17 protein-coding genes are annotated in these 18,084 nt (G+C 43.1%); 10 read left to right on the plus strand and 7 right to left on the minus strand.

The features are described from left to right. Position 1: 1 nt before the first annotated feature. A complete protein-coding gene (locus GJS45_RS16440; RefSeq protein WP_162342963.1) occupies positions 2–4,474 on the minus strand; it encodes a PAS domain S-box protein in 4,473 nt (1,490 codons plus the stop codon). Between the two features lie 470 nt (positions 4,475–4,944). Here GJS45_RS16440 and GJS45_RS16445 point away from each other — a divergent pair, with 470 nt between their 5' ends. The 3 genes from GJS45_RS16445 to GJS45_RS16455 all read left to right on the plus strand — a co-directional run bounded on the left by GJS45_RS16445 (position 4,945) and on the right by GJS45_RS16455 (position 7,406). Further along, on the plus strand, positions 4,945–5,337 hold the full coding sequence (locus tag GJS45_RS16445; protein ID WP_162343152.1) for a hypothetical protein: 393 nt from the start codon (positions 4,945–4,947) through the stop codon (positions 5,335–5,337). Beyond that, on the plus strand, positions 5,334–5,735 hold the full coding sequence (locus GJS45_RS16450) for a hypothetical protein (RefSeq protein ID WP_162342964.1): 402 nt from the start codon (positions 5,334–5,336) through the stop codon (positions 5,733–5,735). The genes GJS45_RS16445 and GJS45_RS16450 overlap by 4 nt, the downstream gene beginning before the upstream one ends. Positions 5,736–5,939: 204 nt before the next feature. Continuing rightward, the gene (locus tag GJS45_RS16455) at positions 5,940–7,406 is read left to right on the plus strand and encodes a pyruvate kinase (protein WP_162342965.1); all 1,467 of its coding nucleotides are present in this window, start codon (positions 5,940–5,942) and stop codon (positions 7,404–7,406) included. Between the two features lie 60 nt (positions 7,407–7,466). On the opposite strand, the gene GJS45_RS16460 is transcribed toward GJS45_RS16455, so the two are convergent. From GJS45_RS16460 to yiaK, 3 genes are read right to left on the minus strand one after another with little or no spacing between them, the layout of a single operon-like run. Next, positions 7,467–8,441, minus strand: coding sequence for a phosphotransferase (locus tag GJS45_RS16460; RefSeq protein ID WP_162342966.1), 975 nt, complete (start codon positions 8,439–8,441; stop codon positions 7,467–7,469). Continuing rightward, on the minus strand, positions 8,431–8,934 hold the full coding sequence (locus tag GJS45_RS16465; protein WP_162342967.1) for an AAA family ATPase: 504 nt from the start codon (positions 8,932–8,934) through the stop codon (positions 8,431–8,433). The genes GJS45_RS16460 and GJS45_RS16465 overlap by 11 nt, the downstream gene beginning before the upstream one ends. 57 nt (positions 8,935–8,991) lie before the next feature. Next, on the minus strand, positions 8,992–10,008 hold the full coding sequence (gene yiaK / locus GJS45_RS16470) for a 3-dehydro-L-gulonate 2-dehydrogenase (protein ID WP_162342968.1): 1,017 nt from the start codon (positions 10,006–10,008) through the stop codon (positions 8,992–8,994). A 390-nt stretch (positions 10,009–10,398) separates the two neighbouring features. On the opposite strand from yiaK, the gene GJS45_RS16475 reads away from it, so the two are divergent. From GJS45_RS16475 to GJS45_RS16485, 3 genes are all read left to right on the plus strand, one after another. Beyond that, positions 10,399–12,378: a DUF3857 domain-containing protein gene (locus tag GJS45_RS16475; RefSeq protein WP_162342969.1), complete on the plus strand. Its 1,980-nt coding sequence runs from the start codon at positions 10,399–10,401 to the stop codon at positions 12,376–12,378. 29 nt (positions 12,379–12,407) lie between these two features. Further along, entirely contained in the window at positions 12,408–13,481 is a 1,074-nt protein-coding gene (locus tag GJS45_RS16480) for a zinc-binding alcohol dehydrogenase family protein (RefSeq protein WP_235954818.1), read from the plus strand. Positions 13,482–13,578: 97 nt separating this feature from the next. Beyond that, positions 13,579–14,049, plus strand: coding sequence for a hypothetical protein (locus tag GJS45_RS16485; protein WP_162342970.1), 471 nt, complete (start codon positions 13,579–13,581; stop codon positions 14,047–14,049). 57 nt (positions 14,050–14,106) lie between these two features. On the opposite strand, the gene GJS45_RS16490 is transcribed toward GJS45_RS16485, so the two are convergent. Continuing rightward, on the minus strand, positions 14,107–14,529 hold the full coding sequence (locus GJS45_RS16490) for a hypothetical protein (RefSeq protein WP_162342971.1): 423 nt from the start codon (positions 14,527–14,529) through the stop codon (positions 14,107–14,109). Between the two features lie 49 nt (positions 14,530–14,578). On the opposite strand from GJS45_RS16490, the gene GJS45_RS16495 reads away from it, so the two are divergent. Genes GJS45_RS16495 through GJS45_RS16505 form a run of 3 tightly spaced genes read left to right on the plus strand, consistent with a single transcriptional unit; the run spans position 14,579 to position 16,258 of the window. Further along, positions 14,579–15,115 (plus strand): CopD family protein, encoded by a 537-nt coding sequence (locus GJS45_RS16495; protein WP_162342972.1) that lies wholly within the window; start codon positions 14,579–14,581, stop codon positions 15,113–15,115. A 29-nt stretch (positions 15,116–15,144) separates the two neighbouring features. Further along, the gene (locus GJS45_RS16500) at positions 15,145–15,810 is read left to right on the plus strand and encodes an SCO family protein (RefSeq protein ID WP_162342973.1); all 666 of its coding nucleotides are present in this window, start codon (positions 15,145–15,147) and stop codon (positions 15,808–15,810) included. Further along, a complete protein-coding gene (locus GJS45_RS16505) occupies positions 15,797–16,258 on the plus strand; it encodes a c-type cytochrome (protein WP_162342974.1) in 462 nt (153 codons plus the stop codon). The genes GJS45_RS16500 and GJS45_RS16505 overlap by 14 nt, the downstream gene beginning before the upstream one ends. Here the strand turns inward: GJS45_RS16505 and GJS45_RS16510 are convergent. Continuing rightward, positions 16,238–16,663, minus strand: a complete 426-nt coding sequence (locus GJS45_RS16510; protein ID WP_162342975.1) for a hypothetical protein — start codon at positions 16,661–16,663, stop codon at positions 16,238–16,240. The two genes, GJS45_RS16505 and GJS45_RS16510, sit on opposite strands and share 21 nt — an antisense overlap. A 132-nt stretch (positions 16,664–16,795) precedes the next feature. On the opposite strand from GJS45_RS16510, the gene GJS45_RS16515 reads away from it, so the two are divergent. Then, a complete protein-coding gene (locus GJS45_RS16515) occupies positions 16,796–17,641 on the plus strand; it encodes an aminotransferase class IV (protein WP_317165111.1) in 846 nt (281 codons plus the stop codon). 7 nt (positions 17,642–17,648) lie between these two features. On the opposite strand, the gene GJS45_RS16520 is transcribed toward GJS45_RS16515, so the two are convergent. Further along, the gene (locus tag GJS45_RS16520) at positions 17,649–18,074 is read right to left on the minus strand and encodes a hypothetical protein (protein ID WP_162342976.1); all 426 of its coding nucleotides are present in this window, start codon (positions 18,072–18,074) and stop codon (positions 17,649–17,651) included. Positions 18,075–18,084 lie beyond the last annotated feature (10 nt).

Genomic DNA, 18,084 nt, shown 5'->3' on the forward strand with positions numbered 1-18,084 from the left:
ATTACTTCTTATTTTTTGCAATGGTAAAATAGAAGGTTGTGCCTTCACCGACGGTAGATTCCAGCCAAACCTTTCCTCCCAGAAAGGTCACCGTCTTCTTTACTATTGATAATCCAATACCCGTTCCCTCGTATTGTTCTCTATTATGCAGCCTTTGGAAAATGACAAAGATCTTGTCGAAGAATTTTTCCTCAATCCCTATTCCATTGTCCTTAATAGCAAATTCCCATTCCTTTTCATTTTCATTCACCTGTATCTCGATTTGAGAAGGCACATTGTCCTTTGCATATTTTAAGGAATTATCGAGCAACGAATGAAAGATTTGGGCCAGTGGAGCCTTGTATGTTTTCAAGACGGGCAAGTCATCCGAATTGAACGATGCGCTTTTCTCGGCAATAAGTTTCCTTCTCAAATGCCTGTAATCCGAAAGTACTCTATTCAGATTTACTTCTTCCATCTCGTCAATAAGCTTATTCGCTCTGGAATAAAGCAATAAATCGAGAATAATCTGTTTCATCCGTTTGGCACCATCCGTTGCATAATGAATATACTGGAGTGCCTTATCATCCAATTGATCGGCATATTTCCGTTTTAACTGGTCCATGAAACTAGAAATCATCCGCAAAGGCTCTTGCAAATCGTGTGAGGTGATAAAGGCGAATTGCTCTAACTCCTCATTGGAGCGCTCCAGTTCTTTCGCATAGATTTTTAGGGATTCATTGATCTGGTAGAGCTCCGTTTGCAGCTTCTTTTGTCGAGTCAGATCTGTCATTGCCCCCACCATTCGTCTCGGCTTTCCATTTTCATCCCGAACGATCACTCCTCTATCTTTTACATAGATAATATCTTGTTGCTCATTTAGGATTCGGTACTCCATCTCCCAACGCAGCACATCCGGGCTATCAAGCGACCGTTGAATACTATCCTTCAATTCGGCAAGGTCATCATGATGAAAATTGTCCTGCCAAAACTGCCTACTATTCATTTCGGTAGCAGTGGTATTTCCAAAAAATTTAGAAATGTTTGTAGACCTGACAAACGTATCATTGTCTATATCCCAATCCCAAATAGCATCGTTGGTGGCTTGTGTCGCCAATTCAAACCGCTCATTGGCATTTACTAATCGGATATCCGCTGCTTTCCTCAGGGTGATGTCTTTGAAGTATAGGGACAAGCCGTTTCCGGAGGGATAAACTGTCACATCTACCCATAGGTCCTGGGTGGGATAATATTCCTCAAACCTGACGGTTTCACCGCTATCCATCGCCTGGTGGTATTGCCTATAAAAATCGGTGTCAATGGCATCGGGATATTCTTCCCATAGGTTTTTGCCCACCATCTCTTTTTTTTCCTTTCCTAAAACCGTTTCCGCTTGCTTGTTCCAGTAGGTTACGGTCCAGGACTCATTTACGGCAAAAAACGCATCACTAATACTTTCCAGAATTTCATTCCTCTCCCTATAGGCTTTTTCAAGCTCTTGGGCGGCCTTCTTGCGTTCATCAATATTTTTAAAATAAGAGGAAATGCCTCCACTTGAGGGATAAGTCGTGATTTCATACCATGCCCCATTTCCTGGATATTGGTACTCAAAGTTTTCAGATTGGCCGGTTGAAGCTACATGCCTGTACACCTCCTCCAGAAAAGTCCCCTTGGCTGGATAAAAAATTTCCCATAAGTTTCTGCCCAACACCTCGTCTGCACTTTTCTTTAATAGATTTTCGGCTTCCTTATTAAAATAGGTAAAATTCCAATGAGCATCTACGGCATAAAAGGCATCTGAGATACTATCGAGAATTTCCTTCAACCGAAGCTCATTGGATTTGGCTGCATGAATGTCCTGAAAACTGCCGTATATTTTTGTGCAGGTATCGTTTACCCATTCCCCTTTGCCGATACACCGTATCCATTTTTCTTTTCCATCCACAGTGGTGATGAGCAATTCCAGGTCAAAATCCTGTCCCTTTTCCACCAACAGATCAACCGCTGTTTGAATCTTCTCCTTATTTTCACCGAAATAGAACTCAAAACCACCTGTCAACGATGGATTATAGCTCTCATTTACCTCCAAAACTTCCCGAGTCATCGGTGACCAGTACATGCTGTCATTATCCTGATCAACCAGGTTCAGCTCCCAACTCCCGATTTTTGCCATTTCAGAAGCTTGTTTAAGCAGTTCTTCACTTCTAAATTCATCCGTTATATCCAATATTAATGAATTAAAAACGGTGGTGCCATCAGGAAGAAAAGCTAGTGATCCATATCCGGTATGTATGCGAAGTTCATTGGTCGGCAGGACATACCGCCACTGAGCCTTCCATTCTGATTTGGTCTCTACCGAATTCCTGATGCTCTTCTTTACCGCATCTAACTCCCCTCCCAACTCAATTTGCTTCCAGACAAGGTTATTGTCTTTCGTCACGCTATCCGCATCAAAGCCCCATACCTTCTGCGCCCCCTCGGTTACAAATTTCAATTTGTCAGTCCCATCAGGATAGATAAAATACTGAAAGGCTACCCCCGGCAGGTTGTTGGCGAATGATTGCAATCGTAACTCAAACGCTTTTCTATCGGTGATATCCTGAAAGCTACCATAAAACCTTATAGCTTTTCCATCCATGATTTCCACCGTACCAATGGCCCGTACCCACCTTTCTTTGAGCTTCTTGGTGATAATCACAGCTTCAAAATCAAACCCCTCCCCCGTAGCGATACTTTTTTCAATATGGCTTTGAACCAGTGGCCTGAAATCCTCCCGATAAAAATTAATACTCGTCTCTAAATCGGGGAAAAAAGAATCGGGATCGGTTTCATGCAGCTGATGAACCATTTTAGACCAGAAAACGGTATTTTTCTCTACATTAACTTCCCAGGAGCCAATTTTTGCCATCGATCCGGCTTGGGCGTTTAGCTCTCTTAATTGAACCTCCGCGGTAATGTTTTTTGCGGAAGCATAAATTAAGCCTTCTTGGATAGAAGAATTACAACTCCAGCTCAGCCAAATAATTTTGCCCGCTTTGGTAAGGTACCTGTTTTCAAATTGAAAGGTGGTTGCCCCCTTTTCAAGCTGCTTCACTTCATTGGTAGAAATATCCTTGTCTTCAGGATGGACAAATTCATCAAAGGAATGAAATAGGATTTCTTCTTCTTTATAACCCAATAAATCACAACCGGCCGGATTCATTTTCAAGAATCGGCCATTAAAATCTGCCATACAGAGAATGTCCGGAATGGCTTGATACAGGTGCTTAAGGTCATCCTCCAATCGCTTCCGGTTGATTTCTGAACCAATAAATTTTTCCAGTCGGCCTAAAACCGGGCGGTACTGCTGCAAATAATCCGGCTCCCGCCGGGTTCCAATAAGCAGTACACCTACCAATTCCTCATTAAAGGTTAAGGGTATCCCAAGTATGGCTTGCAACCCCAGGTGGGAGGCTCCATTTTTCCTGATGAAATCTATCTGGATCTGTTTTTCATCCCAAAAGAACTGTTTGCCATTTTCCCAAACTTTTCCCGGCAATCCTTCATTCTTCTGAAATGAAGCTGCGGATGGCTCCAACTCATAAAATTCCTGGTTGTGAGTGCTGTACCCCATTAGCTGAATCTGTGTTCGCTCCATATTTGGGCACCAGAGTTCTATCAAATCAAACTTGCCGAAGCCATATAGATTCTTGCAAAGACGGTTGGCGGCCGATATCAATTCTTCTTCCGTATTGAAACTAAGGCTAATCTGGCTGTGCAACTCCTTTTCTGCTTCTTCTTCAATTTTTTCCTTCGCGTCTCTGGCTACACAATACATCCATTTGGATTCATGATCCCAACGAGCTGACCATAAATTATAAGCGATTCCCCCCTGTTTCATCCGAAATCGATTGGAGAAAGTTCTGAATTCCCTCCCTGCCATGATTTCAGCGGCGACCCGGTCTGTTTTTTCCAGATCTTCCTCTATAATCAGCTCTCTGTAGGGCTTACCTATCAGCTCTTCAGGAGGATAGCCCCAATGCTTAGTGGAAGCAGCACTTACAAATACAAAATTTCCCGCCTCATCTATGGTACAGAAAACGTCCAGCGAAGCGTCCATCAACCGGCTTGCGTGATCTTTTTGCTTGATGACCGGGGTGATGTCGGTATTTCGGCAGGCGACCGTCAGAATTTCACCTTCTTCATTATGAATAGGGGAAAAGGAAATTTGGCCGTACTGAATCTCTTTGGTTTCCGGGTTATAAAAATGCTCTTCGATTTCAAAATAGGTTCCTGAAAGTGCACGTCGGTAATAGGCCTTCCATTTTTCAATATAGCCCTCCCCAAAACCTTCCACCAAGACGGGCCGGTTTAGCTCTTTCTCTACTCCTGTTACTTCCTTCATCAAGTTTAGATAGGCTCTGTTGGCGTAGACCAGGTATAAATTATTATCCACTGCCCAAATGAGATCTTTGGTTTGGTCAAGCAATAGGTCGCTATATTGATTTTCACTCATGTATCAAATTTATCACTTTTCAAATATTTAAATTTAGCACCATTTTATTGGAATTGACTATCCGACGCCTGACTTCTATGAGCTCTATAGCTATTTGAGTACAAAAAATACTAAAAAAGGTATGTACTGCTTATTTTATTGTGTAAAGGTAACAGGTGTATTCTCATGAAGTCTTCGGCTGGGAAATAAGTTATTTAACGTCAATCGGGTGCGAACCAATAAGGCACTGTCAAAATTACTTCGTAAAAAAAGGAAATGGTGCATACAGTACTTTTCTCACCTTACAAGCCCTTCCCCTGGAAATCGAGGGGGTCAGAATTAGGTTGGCTGCTAACAAGACCAACCCGGAATGAGCGCATCCCCCTTATAGACAGTAGTCTTACGACCCATAGGTAATTAAAATTAGTGGGCTCATCCATTTCAATTTGCCAAAAAAACCATTAAATTAAGTTGAATTTTCTAATTTGAATATGGAAGGTGCGCAGTATTTATTGGTAATCTATGTAATGATTGGTTTGGTTGTTGCCTACCTGATCGTTGAAATTTTCTTGAATATCAATGACATTGACAATGACACCTCCAATATTCTATTACTCGAATGGTCACAGGGCCGCGCCTTCTTTATTCCCTTTGCACTGGGCGCAATTGCCGGACACCTGTTTCTAGGCACCACCAATGAGGCCTTTAAAATGTCAAATGGGATGTTTCCGGTTTTAATCCTATTTGGCCTCGCGATAGTCATGGCACTGATTGGTTTCAAGGTCTCGTTTAAGAAATCCAGGACCTTCCTGATGGGGCTTTTACTAGCCGGTGTATTGTATGGTCACTTTTTTTGGTCTATGAATTATTTGGAGACACCATGAAAAAACTAAACCGTTTTCTAAAAAGGCATTTGTCGGAAATCCGAACAGTCAAAATCGTTGTGGCAGCCATGCTGGGATTGATGGTGCTTATTGATCTTGTGCTCGTAACCCTGGAAGGAAAGGATTTTCCCACCTTTAGCTACGTGGTGAAAAATCTCAGACACCGGTTGATTTGGTTTACCTTTCTCTATGGCGGACTGGTAGCCAAGATTTTTTACAACCGAAAAGTCGGCGAGCAAGAAAAGGAAGTAACCGGATTGCTGGCCTTTTTCTCCATGGTTTTTCTACTTTTTGTCATTGGAAGAAATCTGGAAACAGCCCCCAGTTTGTTTTTACAGGTACTGTTGCTGGTATCAGGCGGCATCCTGGCCTACCGGGCCTGGCCGCAGTATCAATAGCAGCTATGCCAAAACTGCAGGCAGGTTTAGGCAAATTTAGCCGAAAAACACGATCATCCACTTATCAAGCACTGCGAAATCCCTTAGACCCATTTCTTCTTTATCTGCCTACATCCACTCGCTGCGATAAAATACAGTATCTCCGACCTAACTGCCAGCTTTTACCAAATAGAATCCCCAAAATATCTCTTATATTTACTCCTGATGGAAGACGAATTGGATCAACTAAATCAGGAACTGGGTGCGCTGGAGCAGGGGCTGTTGGAAGCCAACCAGGATCACCAGCACCAACTGGAACAACTACCGGAAAGGTACTTGCCCGCTGCGCGGAACCTTGTCCAATACCTTTACTTTCGAAGTGAGGACAGGAAATCGCTGCAGGAAAAGCTGCATTTATACGGGCTTTCCGCCCTGTCCAATTCCGAAAACCATATCCACCGGCAAATTCAGACCATCCGGCAACGCCTGGGGCATCACTATTTGGCAGAAGAACTCAACTCCTGCACTTTCACGGATAGTCAAAACCAATTGACTGCTAACAGTCAGGAACTGTTCGGCCCAACTGAAATCCCGGGAATGCCTTCGGTGATGGTCACTTTTGACAGTGCTTTTGCCGAGGACAGGGGTATGATAGAAGACCTTTTGCTTCAGGGCATGAACGTAGCGCGGATAAATTGTGCCCACGATGATGAGTCCGTTTGGAAATCCATGGTGGATCAAATCAGGGAAGCCGAAAAAAGGACGGGAAAAAGCTGCAAAATCCACCTGGACCTGGCGGGGCCAAAAATCCGAACCGTGCTACTGGGTAAAGGTAAAAAGAAAGGGAAGGTAAAGGTAGCTGTTGGGGAAACGATCTGGCTTTCCGAATCCATGGACAATTTGAAGGAAGAATTCGTGGTGTTGGACCCCAATGAAAAAGGTATTATTGCCTCGCTGGCACCAGGACATCGGGTATTCATTGACGATGGGGAAATCAGCGGCAGGGTCACCCAGACCGAAAAAGGAAAAGCGGCAGTTACCCTGGATAGGGTTTCTTCCAAAAAGGGACGCATCAAATCGGGCAAAGGAATTAATTTCCCGGACACCCACCTCAGCATTCCCTCACTAACGGATTTTGACAAACGCTGCCTTCCCTTTATATGTCGCCACGCCAATATTCTGGGATATTCCTTCGTAAAAACACCTCAGGATATTCAGAATTTGCACAACGAATTACAGCGAATCAAAGGCCCAATGCCGGACATTGTTTACAAGATCGAAACACCTGATTCGGTGGCAAATTTGCCCGCCTTGATTCTGGAAGGCATGAAGTCCCCGCCGTTTGGGGTCATGATCGCCAGGGGTGATTTGGCCGTTGAAATTGGCTTCGAACGCATGGGGGAAATACAGGAGGAAATCCTCTGGATTTGCGAATCTGCTCAAGTGCCCGTGGTATGGGCTACCCAGGTACTCGAAAACCTCCACAAGCTGGGTATGCCCACCCGATCCGAAATAACCGATGCAGGTCAGGCTTCACTAGCAGAATGTATCATGATCAATAAGGGAAAGCACACCCTATCCGTCATGAAAACCCTGAAGGAAATCATTCAGCGAACCAGTGTCCACAGGCATAAAAAAAGGTTTACGCTGGGACATTTGTCTATTGCAAAAAATTTTATCGAATTACGTTAAAAGGAAGCCGGTATCACCGAAAGCCTCCAATTTTGAGTCCTTGGGCTGGAACATGCCTGCTTACTGCTGCATGTATCTTTCCATCAGCCGAAAGTAGGCTTGCTGCTGTTCCTGTTTCTCCGCACTATCGGATGGGTCCAAACCCAACACCTTCGCCCGCACATTGGCCCTCAAACACTTATAATAGTTAAAAATGGGACCATCCCGCTCGTAATCCAGTACGGGAATCCGATGAAGGTACGTTTTTAAAAACAAGGCGGACCAATCGGCTTTGCCATACCGCTCCAAATCCATGCAAAGAAAAGCCACCTCGTATAACAGGTCAATGGTACGAATCGATTTACTGAATTCGATACAATCAAAAATTACCGGAGGATCCGTCAGAAAAATATTACCTGCGTGCAAGTCTCCATGCAGGTCCCGCACCCAACCCAGGCGAGCTCTTTCCGAAAACCGCTCGCTGTTCGCTTCCAGAAACGCATTGCTCCACCGAACGGCCTTCTCAAGGAATTTCCGTTGGCTGCTTGTATACCTAATCGAAGGATCCAAAATATCGCTAAAAATCTCTTTGGCTTGATTTAGATCAAATGGGCTCTCCTCTGCTGGCTGCTTCCGGTGAAAAACGGCTACCTTCTTTGCCAGCTTTTCAATAAGCACCTCCGATCCTTCTCCGTCCTGCAACATTTTATCCATCCGGTAGGCTTCCGGTACTCGTCTCATGAGTACCGCATAGTCATGAACTGTGCCTCTTTTACCATCCATAACCCAGTTTCCTTCGACCCAGGTAATCGGGCAGCAACGGACATAGATGGATGAAAAACGGCTATTTAACAAAATTTCTTCTTTGCAAAAATGGCCTCTTGATGCAAGGGCAGAATAGTCCAGAAAAGAAAGCGTGACAGGTTTCTTGATTTTGAAGGCCCATTTACCGGTTAAAATGATCCAGGAAATATGGGTTTCCAGCACCGTTCCGTCCATTCGGTGACCCAAATAAAGCCCTTCATTGGCTAATTTGTGAACCTCTTCAGTCTTCATACGCCAGTTTCAGGTAATCTAACGCTTGCTGTATCATTCGGTCAATCTTCCCATCCTCAGACCGGATATCCAGGTAGTCGCCTTCCAGTGGGTCAAAGTCCAACTTTAGTTTTTGGTAAACCGAAAAATCCGCATCGCTTTCCTCCCGCTCAATCGCCAGCCGCTTTTCTACCAGGCCTTCTTCGGCCCAAACCCGAATGAAGGCAATCGGACAATTCAGTTTTTTAGCAAGCCCCTGAAATTCCCTTCGGTTCTTTTTACGTTGAAAGGTAGCATCCACTAAAACCGATTTTTTATCATTTAACAACCCTTTTGTTTGGCCTACCAGGGCTGCATATACCTTTTGCCGATCATCACTGCTGTACCGTCCTCTCAACCCCAATTCAATCCGTACCTGATCGCTATTAAGATAGACCATTTCCGACATTTCAGCCAGCCGTTTGGCAAAAAAACTTTTCCCGGTTCCCGGCAATCCCATTACCAATACCAACATGATTTAGATTCAATTAAAGTTGCTTCAACAAGATCCATCATCAGCCTTTCCTGATCCCTATTCCCGCATCTGTAGCACGGTATTCCAGATTTCACCATCTACAGGAATCCCTGAGGCAAGGTTTTCCTTCCTACGTTCATAGGATTTTTCCCCCGGATAGCTTACCTCCATTCCTTTAAAAACGGCCGAAGCCTTTAAATCCTCCAGCACTCCAGCTACTTTGCGCTCCATCTCCAAAGGATCTATTCCCAACTTTTCCAGATGAAAACAGAAAAAGAGTTGAGAGATACCGTATTCCTCCCCTTGCAGGCCTATTTCCCGGGTGGATTTACCTTTGGAAAGTCCGGCAGCCATTAAATCCAACATCATCGAGAGTCCTGCTCCTTTCCATAAGCCTATCGGTAAGGCCAATTGCTCCGCCAACACATGTACCGGATCTTTGGTCAGGTCGCCCTGTTGATCAAACCCCGCATGATGGGGCATGGGCCTATTTTCTTTCTCGAAAATACTCATTTTGCCATAAGAATATTGTGTCATGGCCATGTCCAGCACCACCGCTTCCTTTCCAAAGGGTATGGAAATTACCAACGGATTATTACCCAATTTGGGTTCACTGCCTCCCCAGGCAGGCATATTCGGTATGGTATTGGTAAAACAAATTCCAATACAACCGGCCGCTGCTGCTTGCCAACCATAATTTCCAGCCCTCATCCAATGGTTGGTACGGTTCATGGCCACACAGCCAATTCCATTTTCGGCAGCCATGTCGATAGCTCTATTCATGGCAAAATGGGCGTTATACATGCCAGGACCAAAGTTTCCATTCCAGCGCTCCATCACCGGCAAGGAATACTCCTTTTCCGGCATGGCACCGGCCTTCACATGCCCTTTTCTGACCTGCTCCAAAAAGGAGGGGAATCGATTTAAGCCATGGGAAGCTACCCCATCCAAACTTGCCCTGGCAAAAAGTGAGGCACAGACAGCGGCTTTTTCAGCATCAAATCCTGATTTTATGAGGATTGCCTGCAGGGTAGATTCCAATTGTTTATAAGGTATGCGAATATTGTCATTCATTTATTTAGTTATTCTGATAAAACGGATTCGAATAAATTTTCATGCTAAATAAGCCAATCGTTATTTCATTTTATTCCAAAAAACAGTATCTTAAATTGTTTTCGATTTTTCCTATGTCAGGTCTGCATACATACTGTCTTTTCGAAATGAATTTGCTCTTCCCTCCAGATAGGCATCCTAGAGCCACCATTCTGGATAACATTTTTTATGAAACTCAAATTAATCAAAAAATGGTAATTCATGACCCGAAAGGATTAAATCATAGCGGTTTTTATTACACGATGGATACGTTTACCTCCATTGATGACTTCCAGTTTCGAATAATTACCGGCGACAGCGGGTCATTTTCAAGAAATTTGATAACAAAGACTTAAATAAAATGAGTTTAAAATGAGACCAATTTTCATTCTTCTTAGCTTAATGACATTCTTTCTGCGGGGATTTGAGAATTTTTCACAGGATCTTAATTATGGGAAATACGAACCATTTGAAGTCAGTTTGAGTACCGTTTCGTTTGAACCTGAAGCTGAAGCTGTGGTTATACAGGAAAAGTGTATAAACCTTTTTTTTGGAGCGGCATTACACAGTACTGTCCATCGAAGGATAAAAATTTTAAAAGAAAGTGGAAAGAAAAACGGAGACATAGCCATCCGGTATTTTAAGGGTGAGGATGAAATTCAAAAAATCAGTAAACTGAAAGCACAAACTGTAAATTTTGAAAATGGAAATGAAAGCATTACAAAACTATCAAAAAATGATTTTTTTGAGGTGGATGAGGGAAACGGATGGATGGAGGTGCGTTTCACTTTCCCGAATATTCAAATTGGGTCCATCATAGAATATGAGTATCAATTGATCGATAAAGGAATCCTTTTTTTGGAAGGTTGGGTCTTTCAAAATCAAATCCCTACCATGAAATCAATTTATTCAATTGATATTCCGGAATACCTGGACTATAAATTATTGAGCCAGGGAGTAAATACCGTCTCCTATGATTTCAAAACCAATAGAAAAGGGGTTTACAGGTGGGAAATAAACGAACTCAGATCTATAAAAGAAGAACCCCATATGAATTACGTTGCTGATTATCTGGAAAAAGTAGCTTTTCAACTAGATGGGTACTCGTACAGAAATAACCATGTATTTGGGGAGAGTTTCAGTGACTACAAGAAAATGTTTGAAACCTGGCAGGATCTGGCCGATTTTTTTATTGATCATAAACCAACCGACACCTTTTTTAATGAAAATTATGAGGATGTACTCACGATACACCTAGATCCTGAAAACAATGATCCGATACTGAAAGCCAGGGCTATTTATGACTTTATTTGTGAAAATTTTAGTTTTAATGGAGAATCCGGAATTATTCCGACGCAACCTTTTTCAGAAACAGCCTTTCAAAAGAGGGGAAATAGAGCTGAAATAAACCTCGCCCTCATCAGGCATTTAAAAGCAAACGGTATCAAAGCACATCCGTTAATGATCAGTAGTAAGGGAAATGGCAGGTCCATGCTGGTTGCTTTTCCGTTTGCGGACCAATTTAACCAACTGATTGCTGTGGCTGAAATAGGCGAGGAATTTATCTTTATGGATGCTACCAATCCAGACATTCCTATGGGATATTTACCATTGGATTTTCATGTTGGCCAGGGATTTATTCTAATGAAAGAAAACAGCGGTTTAATGGATGTTCAGCTTCCCCATAAATCAGGAATGCATCAATTTACAAACATCCGTTTTAAGGACAATAAAAATTTGCTCCGCGAAACATCCCTAAAACTAATAAATTATGACTACTTTGTAAAACCTCCTGTCAGCAGGATTGAACCCTCAGATTTAGAAAAAAAACAACCGGATTTTCTTTTAGATGATCAGGAAAAAATACTATTCATCAATCATTCTTTAGATCAGAAAGGTATTGACAAAATGACAATTACCCTTCATACCATCAAAGAGATTAAGAATGGCGGAGATGTGTATATTATCCCGTTTTTGCTCAACAGATGGAAATCCAATCCCTTTACGGCTACCGCTAGGACTTTTCCGGTAGACTTTAATTACAACTTCACAGACAGATTATCAGCTAAAATAGAAATGCCTCAAGGGTATATTCTAGACGATTTTCCAGAAGAAATATCGGTTTCCCTTCCTGATGGGTCAATAACGTTTTCTTATATGGTTTCTTTGATTGAGAATATAGTAACTGTAAACGCCGTTTTATCTGTCAAAAATCATGTCATTGCTGCAAGTGATTATGCGGCTCTAAAATACCTCATTGAAATCATATCCAGTAAATTAACTTCCCCGATAATCATTCAAAAAAACGAAAATTTTTCTCCAAATATGCCCGATACTTCTAATGCACCGTAACTCCCTGACTGGTTTAATTTAGAAGTTACATGGCTATTAGGTATGCTTTTTCTATTTTTACGGGTAACATGGAACTAAGACAACCAAAACAAATGAAGGCCATCAGTTGTGAGCAACCTGGCTCATTCGTAAATCGAATCATCAACGTGCCTCCATTAAGAACGGGTGAAGTACAACTAAAAATCAAACAGATTGGAATTTGCGGTACAGATTTACATGCTTATGCAGGTAATCAAGCTTTTTTCTCTTATCCCCGAATTCTGGGTCACGAAATAGCTGCCGCTGTCAGCCAGGCAAATGGAAGTGCCATTTCAGAGGGAGAAAAAGTGGTCGTCATTCCATACATCCATTGTGGCAGCTGCATCGCCTGCCAATCGGGCAAAACCAATTGTTGCGAAACCCTTCAGGTATTGGGAGTACATACGGACGGGGCCATGCAGGAATTCCTGGCCGTGCCGGAAGGGCTTCTTATTCCCACGCCACAATTGACCTGGACCGAAATGGCCATGGTGGAACCGCTGTCGGTTGCCGCCCATGCCGTCAAAAGGGCTAATGTTAAAAAAAGAGATCAGGTGTTGGTAATGGGCTGCGGCCCCATTGGATTGGCTACGATGGTTTTTTCAAAAATTGCCGGCGCTACGGTAACGGCTATGGACCTGAACTTAGAGCGGTTGAATGTTGCCAAGTCCAGCTTTTCAGCCGACCATATCTTATCTCCCGTCAAGGAAGGGGACACCCGGTCCCAAAATCCTGTCCATAAAAGCAAGTACCAGGTCGTATTTGATGCCACCGGAAACAAACAAGCCATGGAATCAGGACCTTTTTATGCCTGCCATGGCGGCAAATACGTCTTGGTAGGTCTCTACAAAGAGAATTTATCTTTTCACCATCCGTCCATTCATGCCAAAGAACTGAGTCTCCTATGTAGTCGAAACGCTACCAAAGAGGACTTTCTCAGGGTTATCCAAACCCTGGAGAATAAACAGTTCCCAACCGAAGCATACCATACCCACACACTAAATTTTGAAGAAATCCCCAATAAATTCAATGAACTGACGATGCCCTCCAATCAGGTCATCAAAGCGATGGTAAAATTATCGTGACAATTACCATTGATAAATGCTTATCGCCAATTGTGGATTGGTCTTTGTGTTTTTCTAAAATTATTCACAAGATTGAGGCAGCAATTAAATCCAGTTTATGCATTCCTTATTGCTTACATTTATTATTTTGGCCTTTTCTTGCTTACCTGAAACCGTAAAGAGCCAATCCAGAAGCGATTATAAGATATTAAAAACCAATAACGCTTATGTCGTCAAAACCGAGGCAAAAGACTACACCCGAATCAATACAGAAGTGTTAAGCCTTGACTGTTCTTCTGCCCTACTAAGTCGGGAATTGAATTTCGAAAAGATCTCCTCTTATTTTGATGAAGACTCAAGAACCATTTTCAGGAATATCAAAGCGCAAGCACGTATATACGTAGATATTCAAGGAGAAGTTAAAGATTTGTATTTCATCTGTGAAAGTGATCCTGAAAAGCACGGGGTGGATTTTAGGCAATTGGAAAAAGCGATTCGCAGAAAAATTAGAATCGTGGAGAATGAAAGCTGCCTGCCCAAGTTCGAAGATCAATATATCTCCTGGTACATTCCGCTTTATCAATATTAACAGGCTTTAAAAAGATCGGGGAATAGGGACGCAAGGACAGTTTTTTTAACGTTTTTCTCACTCCAGAGAATCTTCATTTGTTTGGAATGGATACCGCTGCCATTTCACCTGCCCCATAGCTGTTTTTTCGTAGGAAGCGACACAGTAGGATTGCCATTTTTCGTCAAAATAGGGTGATTCCGGAAACAAACGCAGTTCTTCCAAAGGCCTGTCAAAAAAGAATACACGGGTGTTTCCGTATTTGGTATGCGGCATGTAGTCTCCATAGGATTGCATGTCATCCCAAAGCTGCTCATCCGAATATACCGCAAAAACCCGGATCACTGGACCGGTATTATTTTCGTTTCGATACTGGGCCAGTTCCTGATAGTCTCCCTTCAAATCCTGTACACCAGGCTGAGTGAAACTGTCGACCAGCATCAGCAGCACCAAAATCCCTACGAAGCCTGCAATCAGGTAAAACCAATAATTTGTTTTCATTTTATAAATAACCAATAGGAAACCCTTAATTTAGCACAAATTAATAACAATGGCATTCGAATACCTAAAAGCCCTTCATATCATTTTCGTAGTTACCTGGTTTGCCGGATTGTTTTATGTGGTCCGGCTTTTTATTTACCAAACAGAAGCGCTGCAACGGCCAGAGGCAGAACGCAGTGTCCTTAAGCCTCAATTGGACCTGATGACCCGGAGGCTTTGGACCATCATCGCCTGGCCATCGGCAGTACTGACACTGATGCTGGGAATTGCCGTTTTGCTTTACCGTCCTGGCTACCTTCAACTGCCCTTTATGCATGCCAAACTGGGATTTGTCGTTTTGCTTTACGCCTATCACCTGGGCTGTCACCGTATTTACCTGTCCCTTCAAAAAGACCGGGTGGTCTGGAGCAGTACCCGGCTCCGCTTATGGAACGAACTCGCTACCCTCCTGCTTTTTGCGATTGTATTCCTGATCGTCCTCAAAAACCTGCTCAACATGGTTTGGGGTATGGTCGGATTACTTGTGCTCGGAGTCTTACTGATGCTGGCGACCAAATGGTACAAAAAAGTACGGGAACGGAACTAATTCCACTTTCCCGCTGTCTTATAAAAAATATGAAAACCATTCTTTCTTCAAAAATCTACCAAGTGGTACTACTGGGTCTCCTGGCCGCCTGCCAGAGCCCTTCCAGCTCGGATAAACTCCCAATCCTTGGAAACCGCCATGCGGAGGAGCTAACGGTAAACGGCCGAACCCATACAGATACCGTTTACCATACCATTGCTGATTTTGCTTTTCTGAATCAGGAAGGGGATACGGTTTCAAATGTCGATGTGGCAGGAAAAGTATACGTCGCCGATTTCTTTTTTACGAGTTGCCCTACGATTTGCCCCATTATGAAAAAGGAAATGCTTCGGGTTTACGAGGCATTTAAAGAGGAGTCTGACTTCAAAATCCTCAGTCATACCATAGATCCTGAGTACGATACGGTGGCCTTACTTAAAGACTATGCCGCCAGACTGGGAGTAGAAAATGCCGATACCTGGAATTTTCTCACCGGAGATCAGGAAAAGATTTTTGAAATAGGACAAACTTCCTATTTAACCACGGCCATGTCCGATAAAAACGAACCTGGTGGCTATCTGCACAGCGGTGCCTTCGTCCTTATTGATCAGCAGGGTAGGATCCGCGGGGTGTATGATGGCACCAAAGCCACACAAGTAGATCGTCTGATCAACGACATCCCCAAGCTTCTTGCCTTACCGGATGAAAGCAGTTGAATTATTAACCCTTCCTATCCTTCTGGTTTTCCTTGCCTGCAGTGCTTCAACGGAGGAAAAAGTTCCTGGAATCCAGGAAATACAGGATCTAAAAACCAAACAGTATGCCATTCAGGGGCAGCAACTTTACTTAACCTATTGCAGTAATTGCCACCAGGAAGATGGAAGTGGGCTGAAACGCCTCATTCCTCCCCTTCGTGAATCCGATTATATGTTGGAGGATATTGCTCGCACCATTCGTATTATCCATTACGGGGCGCAAGGTGAAATGACGGTAAACGGACTGGTGTACAACCAACCCATGCCTGGAAACCCCCAATTAACCCCCTTGGAAATCGCTCAAATCAGCACCTATATTTATAATGTCTGGGGTCATCAGAAAGGAATCATTTCTTCCAATCAGGTGAAAGAGGCATTATCGGACCAATCAGATTTGGACGTTCAATAAAGAATCGGAAACCGAAAGTGCCGATTTGATATCGTCCCTTACCTTTTCTACCTTTTTTAATTGCTCTTCCAGATAGGACTTCGTTTCTTCTTCTGTCATATCCTCGTAGTCGCTCTCAAACTGCCGCATCCAGACGAACATGCCATCATATGCTCGTTCGCAGGATTGGGCAGCAGCTTCCAGGGACTGCAAATGGCTTTCAGCAGCAGCAGACACCTGCTCCAGGGAATCACCTTGTTCCCTGAGTTTGTTTTGAAGACTTTTTAGCTTACCTATTTCAGGCATTACCTCGTCGTGGACAGAAATAACGCGGTCTTTTAACGCCTGATTTTCATTTTTTCCGTCACTACAAGAAAATAGTAGCGTGAAAAACACCATAATTAAAGGAAAAGGTTTTAATTTCATGTCCTATTGTTTCTGGAATTTTTGAGAGTTTATTATCTTTCAGGTAAACTTTATAAAAAACCTTTATAAAGAAATGAAAATTACCGATTTTTTACTAGCAATAAAAAATTCTATTCTAAAAAGATAATAAAAATGAATATGAAGCCATTTTGTTTTGCCAGGGATAAAATCATCGAAAGTAATCAGGCCAGCCTGCATCCGCTGGATATAGGATTGATTCGAGGTTATGCCATATTTGATTTCTTCCGTACAGTGGGCAGGCATCCCCTTTTTCTAGAGGAATACCTCAAACGTTTCACCGATTCAGCTGCTAAGGCAGGGCTTCCCCTGGATTACAGCATGCAGGAATTAAAAGAAATCATATACGCACTAATAGCGAAAAACGAGCATGAGGACGGAGGAGTCCGTATGATTCTTACCGGAGGCCTCTCGGATAATCACTTTTTACCGGCGCGGGGTCAGGTATTTATTTTTTGTGAAGCGCTGCAATTGCCCGGCGAAGAAAAATACCAAAAAGGGGTTAAACTGCTTAGCACTAGTTATGTGCGACCGATGCCGGCTATCAAAACAACTAATTACACCCTCCCTTGCTACCTTAGCCTGGACTGGAAAGCACAAGGAGCGGAGGACGTGGTTTATCATTACGAAGGAAGGGTTTCGGAAAGCTCCCGCAGTAATATTTTCATGGTCAAACATGGGCTCCTTTACACTCCCCAACGCGATATACTATGGGGAATCACACGGGATAAGGTGATTCGATTGGCAAAAGATGTCAGCTTTACCGATTTTAGTTTGGAGGATCTCATGGCGGCAGATGAGGTGTTTATTAGCTCTACGACGAAAAGAATTTTACCGGTAACCCAAATCGATCAGGTTCGGATAGGTGATGGCATGCCCGGACCACTCACTAGAAATCTGATGCAATCGTTTTTAGCCCTCGAAACCGAAACCGCAACATCAGCAGCTTCAGGATATTAGAACCTTATCAGGGAGAAATTAACTGAGCATCGGTCAGAATGTACATTAATTTCTCGGGATCCTTGGCGTTCAGTACCAGGGTTCCTTTCACTTGGACCTTCTTGGAAGTATACTTAATGGGGTCTTCGAGCATTACTTCCATCACTGTTTCAGGACCTCCTGATCCACAAAAAAAGCATTCTGCCAGCGGAAGAGAGGAAAGAATGATATGCTCTGGTTTGAACATCCCTTCGAAAGGAATAATATATCCATCTGCAGTGACTTCTTTTCCTTCGAGCCCCCTGACTTTTTCATCAAAAACGGGCAGGTAAAGTTCTCCAAATTCATCCTCCCCAATTTCATAAGTTACCTTGGACAGGTCTTTCCACACGCTGTTTTGCTGCGCCAGCGCCGAAAATGAAAAAAACGTCAATAAGATAATAAGGTATTTCATAGATAGTTCA

Source organism: Cyclobacterium salsum, from assembly GCF_010119245.1.
In the GTDB taxonomy this organism is placed as follows: Bacteria; Bacteroidota; Bacteroidia; order Cytophagales; family Cyclobacteriaceae; genus Cyclobacterium; species Cyclobacterium salsum.

What these genes read in the sequence shown, in the direction of transcription:
- GJS45_RS16495 (WP_162342972.1), top strand. Translation starts at nt 14,579, where the DNA reads ATGGCATTCGAATACCTAAAAGCCCTTCATATCATTTTCGTAGTTACC.
- GJS45_RS16500 (WP_162342973.1), top strand. Translation starts at nt 15,145, where the DNA reads ATGAAAACCATTCTTTCTTCAAAAATCTACCAAGTGGTACTACTGGGT.
- GJS45_RS16460 (WP_162342966.1), bottom strand. Translation starts at nt 8,441, where the DNA reads ATGAAGACTGAAGAGGTTCACAAATTAGCCAATGAAGGGCTTTATTTG.
- GJS45_RS16445 (WP_162343152.1), top strand. Translation starts at nt 4,945, where the DNA reads ATGGAAGGTGCGCAGTATTTATTGGTAATCTATGTAATGATTGGTTTG.
- GJS45_RS16520 (WP_162342976.1), bottom strand. Translation starts at nt 18,074, where the DNA reads ATGAAATACCTTATTATCTTATTGACGTTTTTTTCATTTTCGGCGCTG.
- GJS45_RS16465 (WP_162342967.1), bottom strand. Translation starts at nt 8,934, where the DNA reads ATGTTGGTATTGGTAATGGGATTGCCGGGAACCGGGAAAAGTTTTTTT.
- GJS45_RS16480 (WP_235954818.1), top strand. Translation starts at nt 12,408, where the DNA reads ATGGCTATTAGGTATGCTTTTTCTATTTTTACGGGTAACATGGAACTA.
- GJS45_RS16475 (WP_162342969.1), top strand. Translation starts at nt 10,399, where the DNA reads ATGAGACCAATTTTCATTCTTCTTAGCTTAATGACATTCTTTCTGCGG.
- GJS45_RS16450 (WP_162342964.1), top strand. Translation starts at nt 5,334, where the DNA reads ATGAAAAAACTAAACCGTTTTCTAAAAAGGCATTTGTCGGAAATCCGA.
- GJS45_RS16510 (WP_162342975.1), bottom strand. Translation starts at nt 16,663, where the DNA reads ATGAAATTAAAACCTTTTCCTTTAATTATGGTGTTTTTCACGCTACTA.
- GJS45_RS16455 (WP_162342965.1), top strand. Translation starts at nt 5,940, where the DNA reads ATGGAAGACGAATTGGATCAACTAAATCAGGAACTGGGTGCGCTGGAG.
- GJS45_RS16515 (WP_317165111.1), top strand. Translation starts at nt 16,796, where the DNA reads ATGAATATGAAGCCATTTTGTTTTGCCAGGGATAAAATCATCGAAAGT.
- GJS45_RS16490 (WP_162342971.1), bottom strand. Translation starts at nt 14,529, where the DNA reads ATGAAAACAAATTATTGGTTTTACCTGATTGCAGGCTTCGTAGGGATT.
- yiaK (WP_162342968.1), bottom strand. Translation starts at nt 10,008, where the DNA reads ATGAATGACAATATTCGCATACCTTATAAACAATTGGAATCTACCCTG.
- GJS45_RS16505 (WP_162342974.1), top strand. Translation starts at nt 15,797, where the DNA reads ATGAAAGCAGTTGAATTATTAACCCTTCCTATCCTTCTGGTTTTCCTT.
- GJS45_RS16440 (WP_162342963.1), bottom strand. Translation starts at nt 4,474, where the DNA reads ATGAGTGAAAATCAATATAGCGACCTATTGCTTGACCAAACCAAAGAT.
- GJS45_RS16485 (WP_162342970.1), top strand. Translation starts at nt 13,579, where the DNA reads ATGCATTCCTTATTGCTTACATTTATTATTTTGGCCTTTTCTTGCTTA.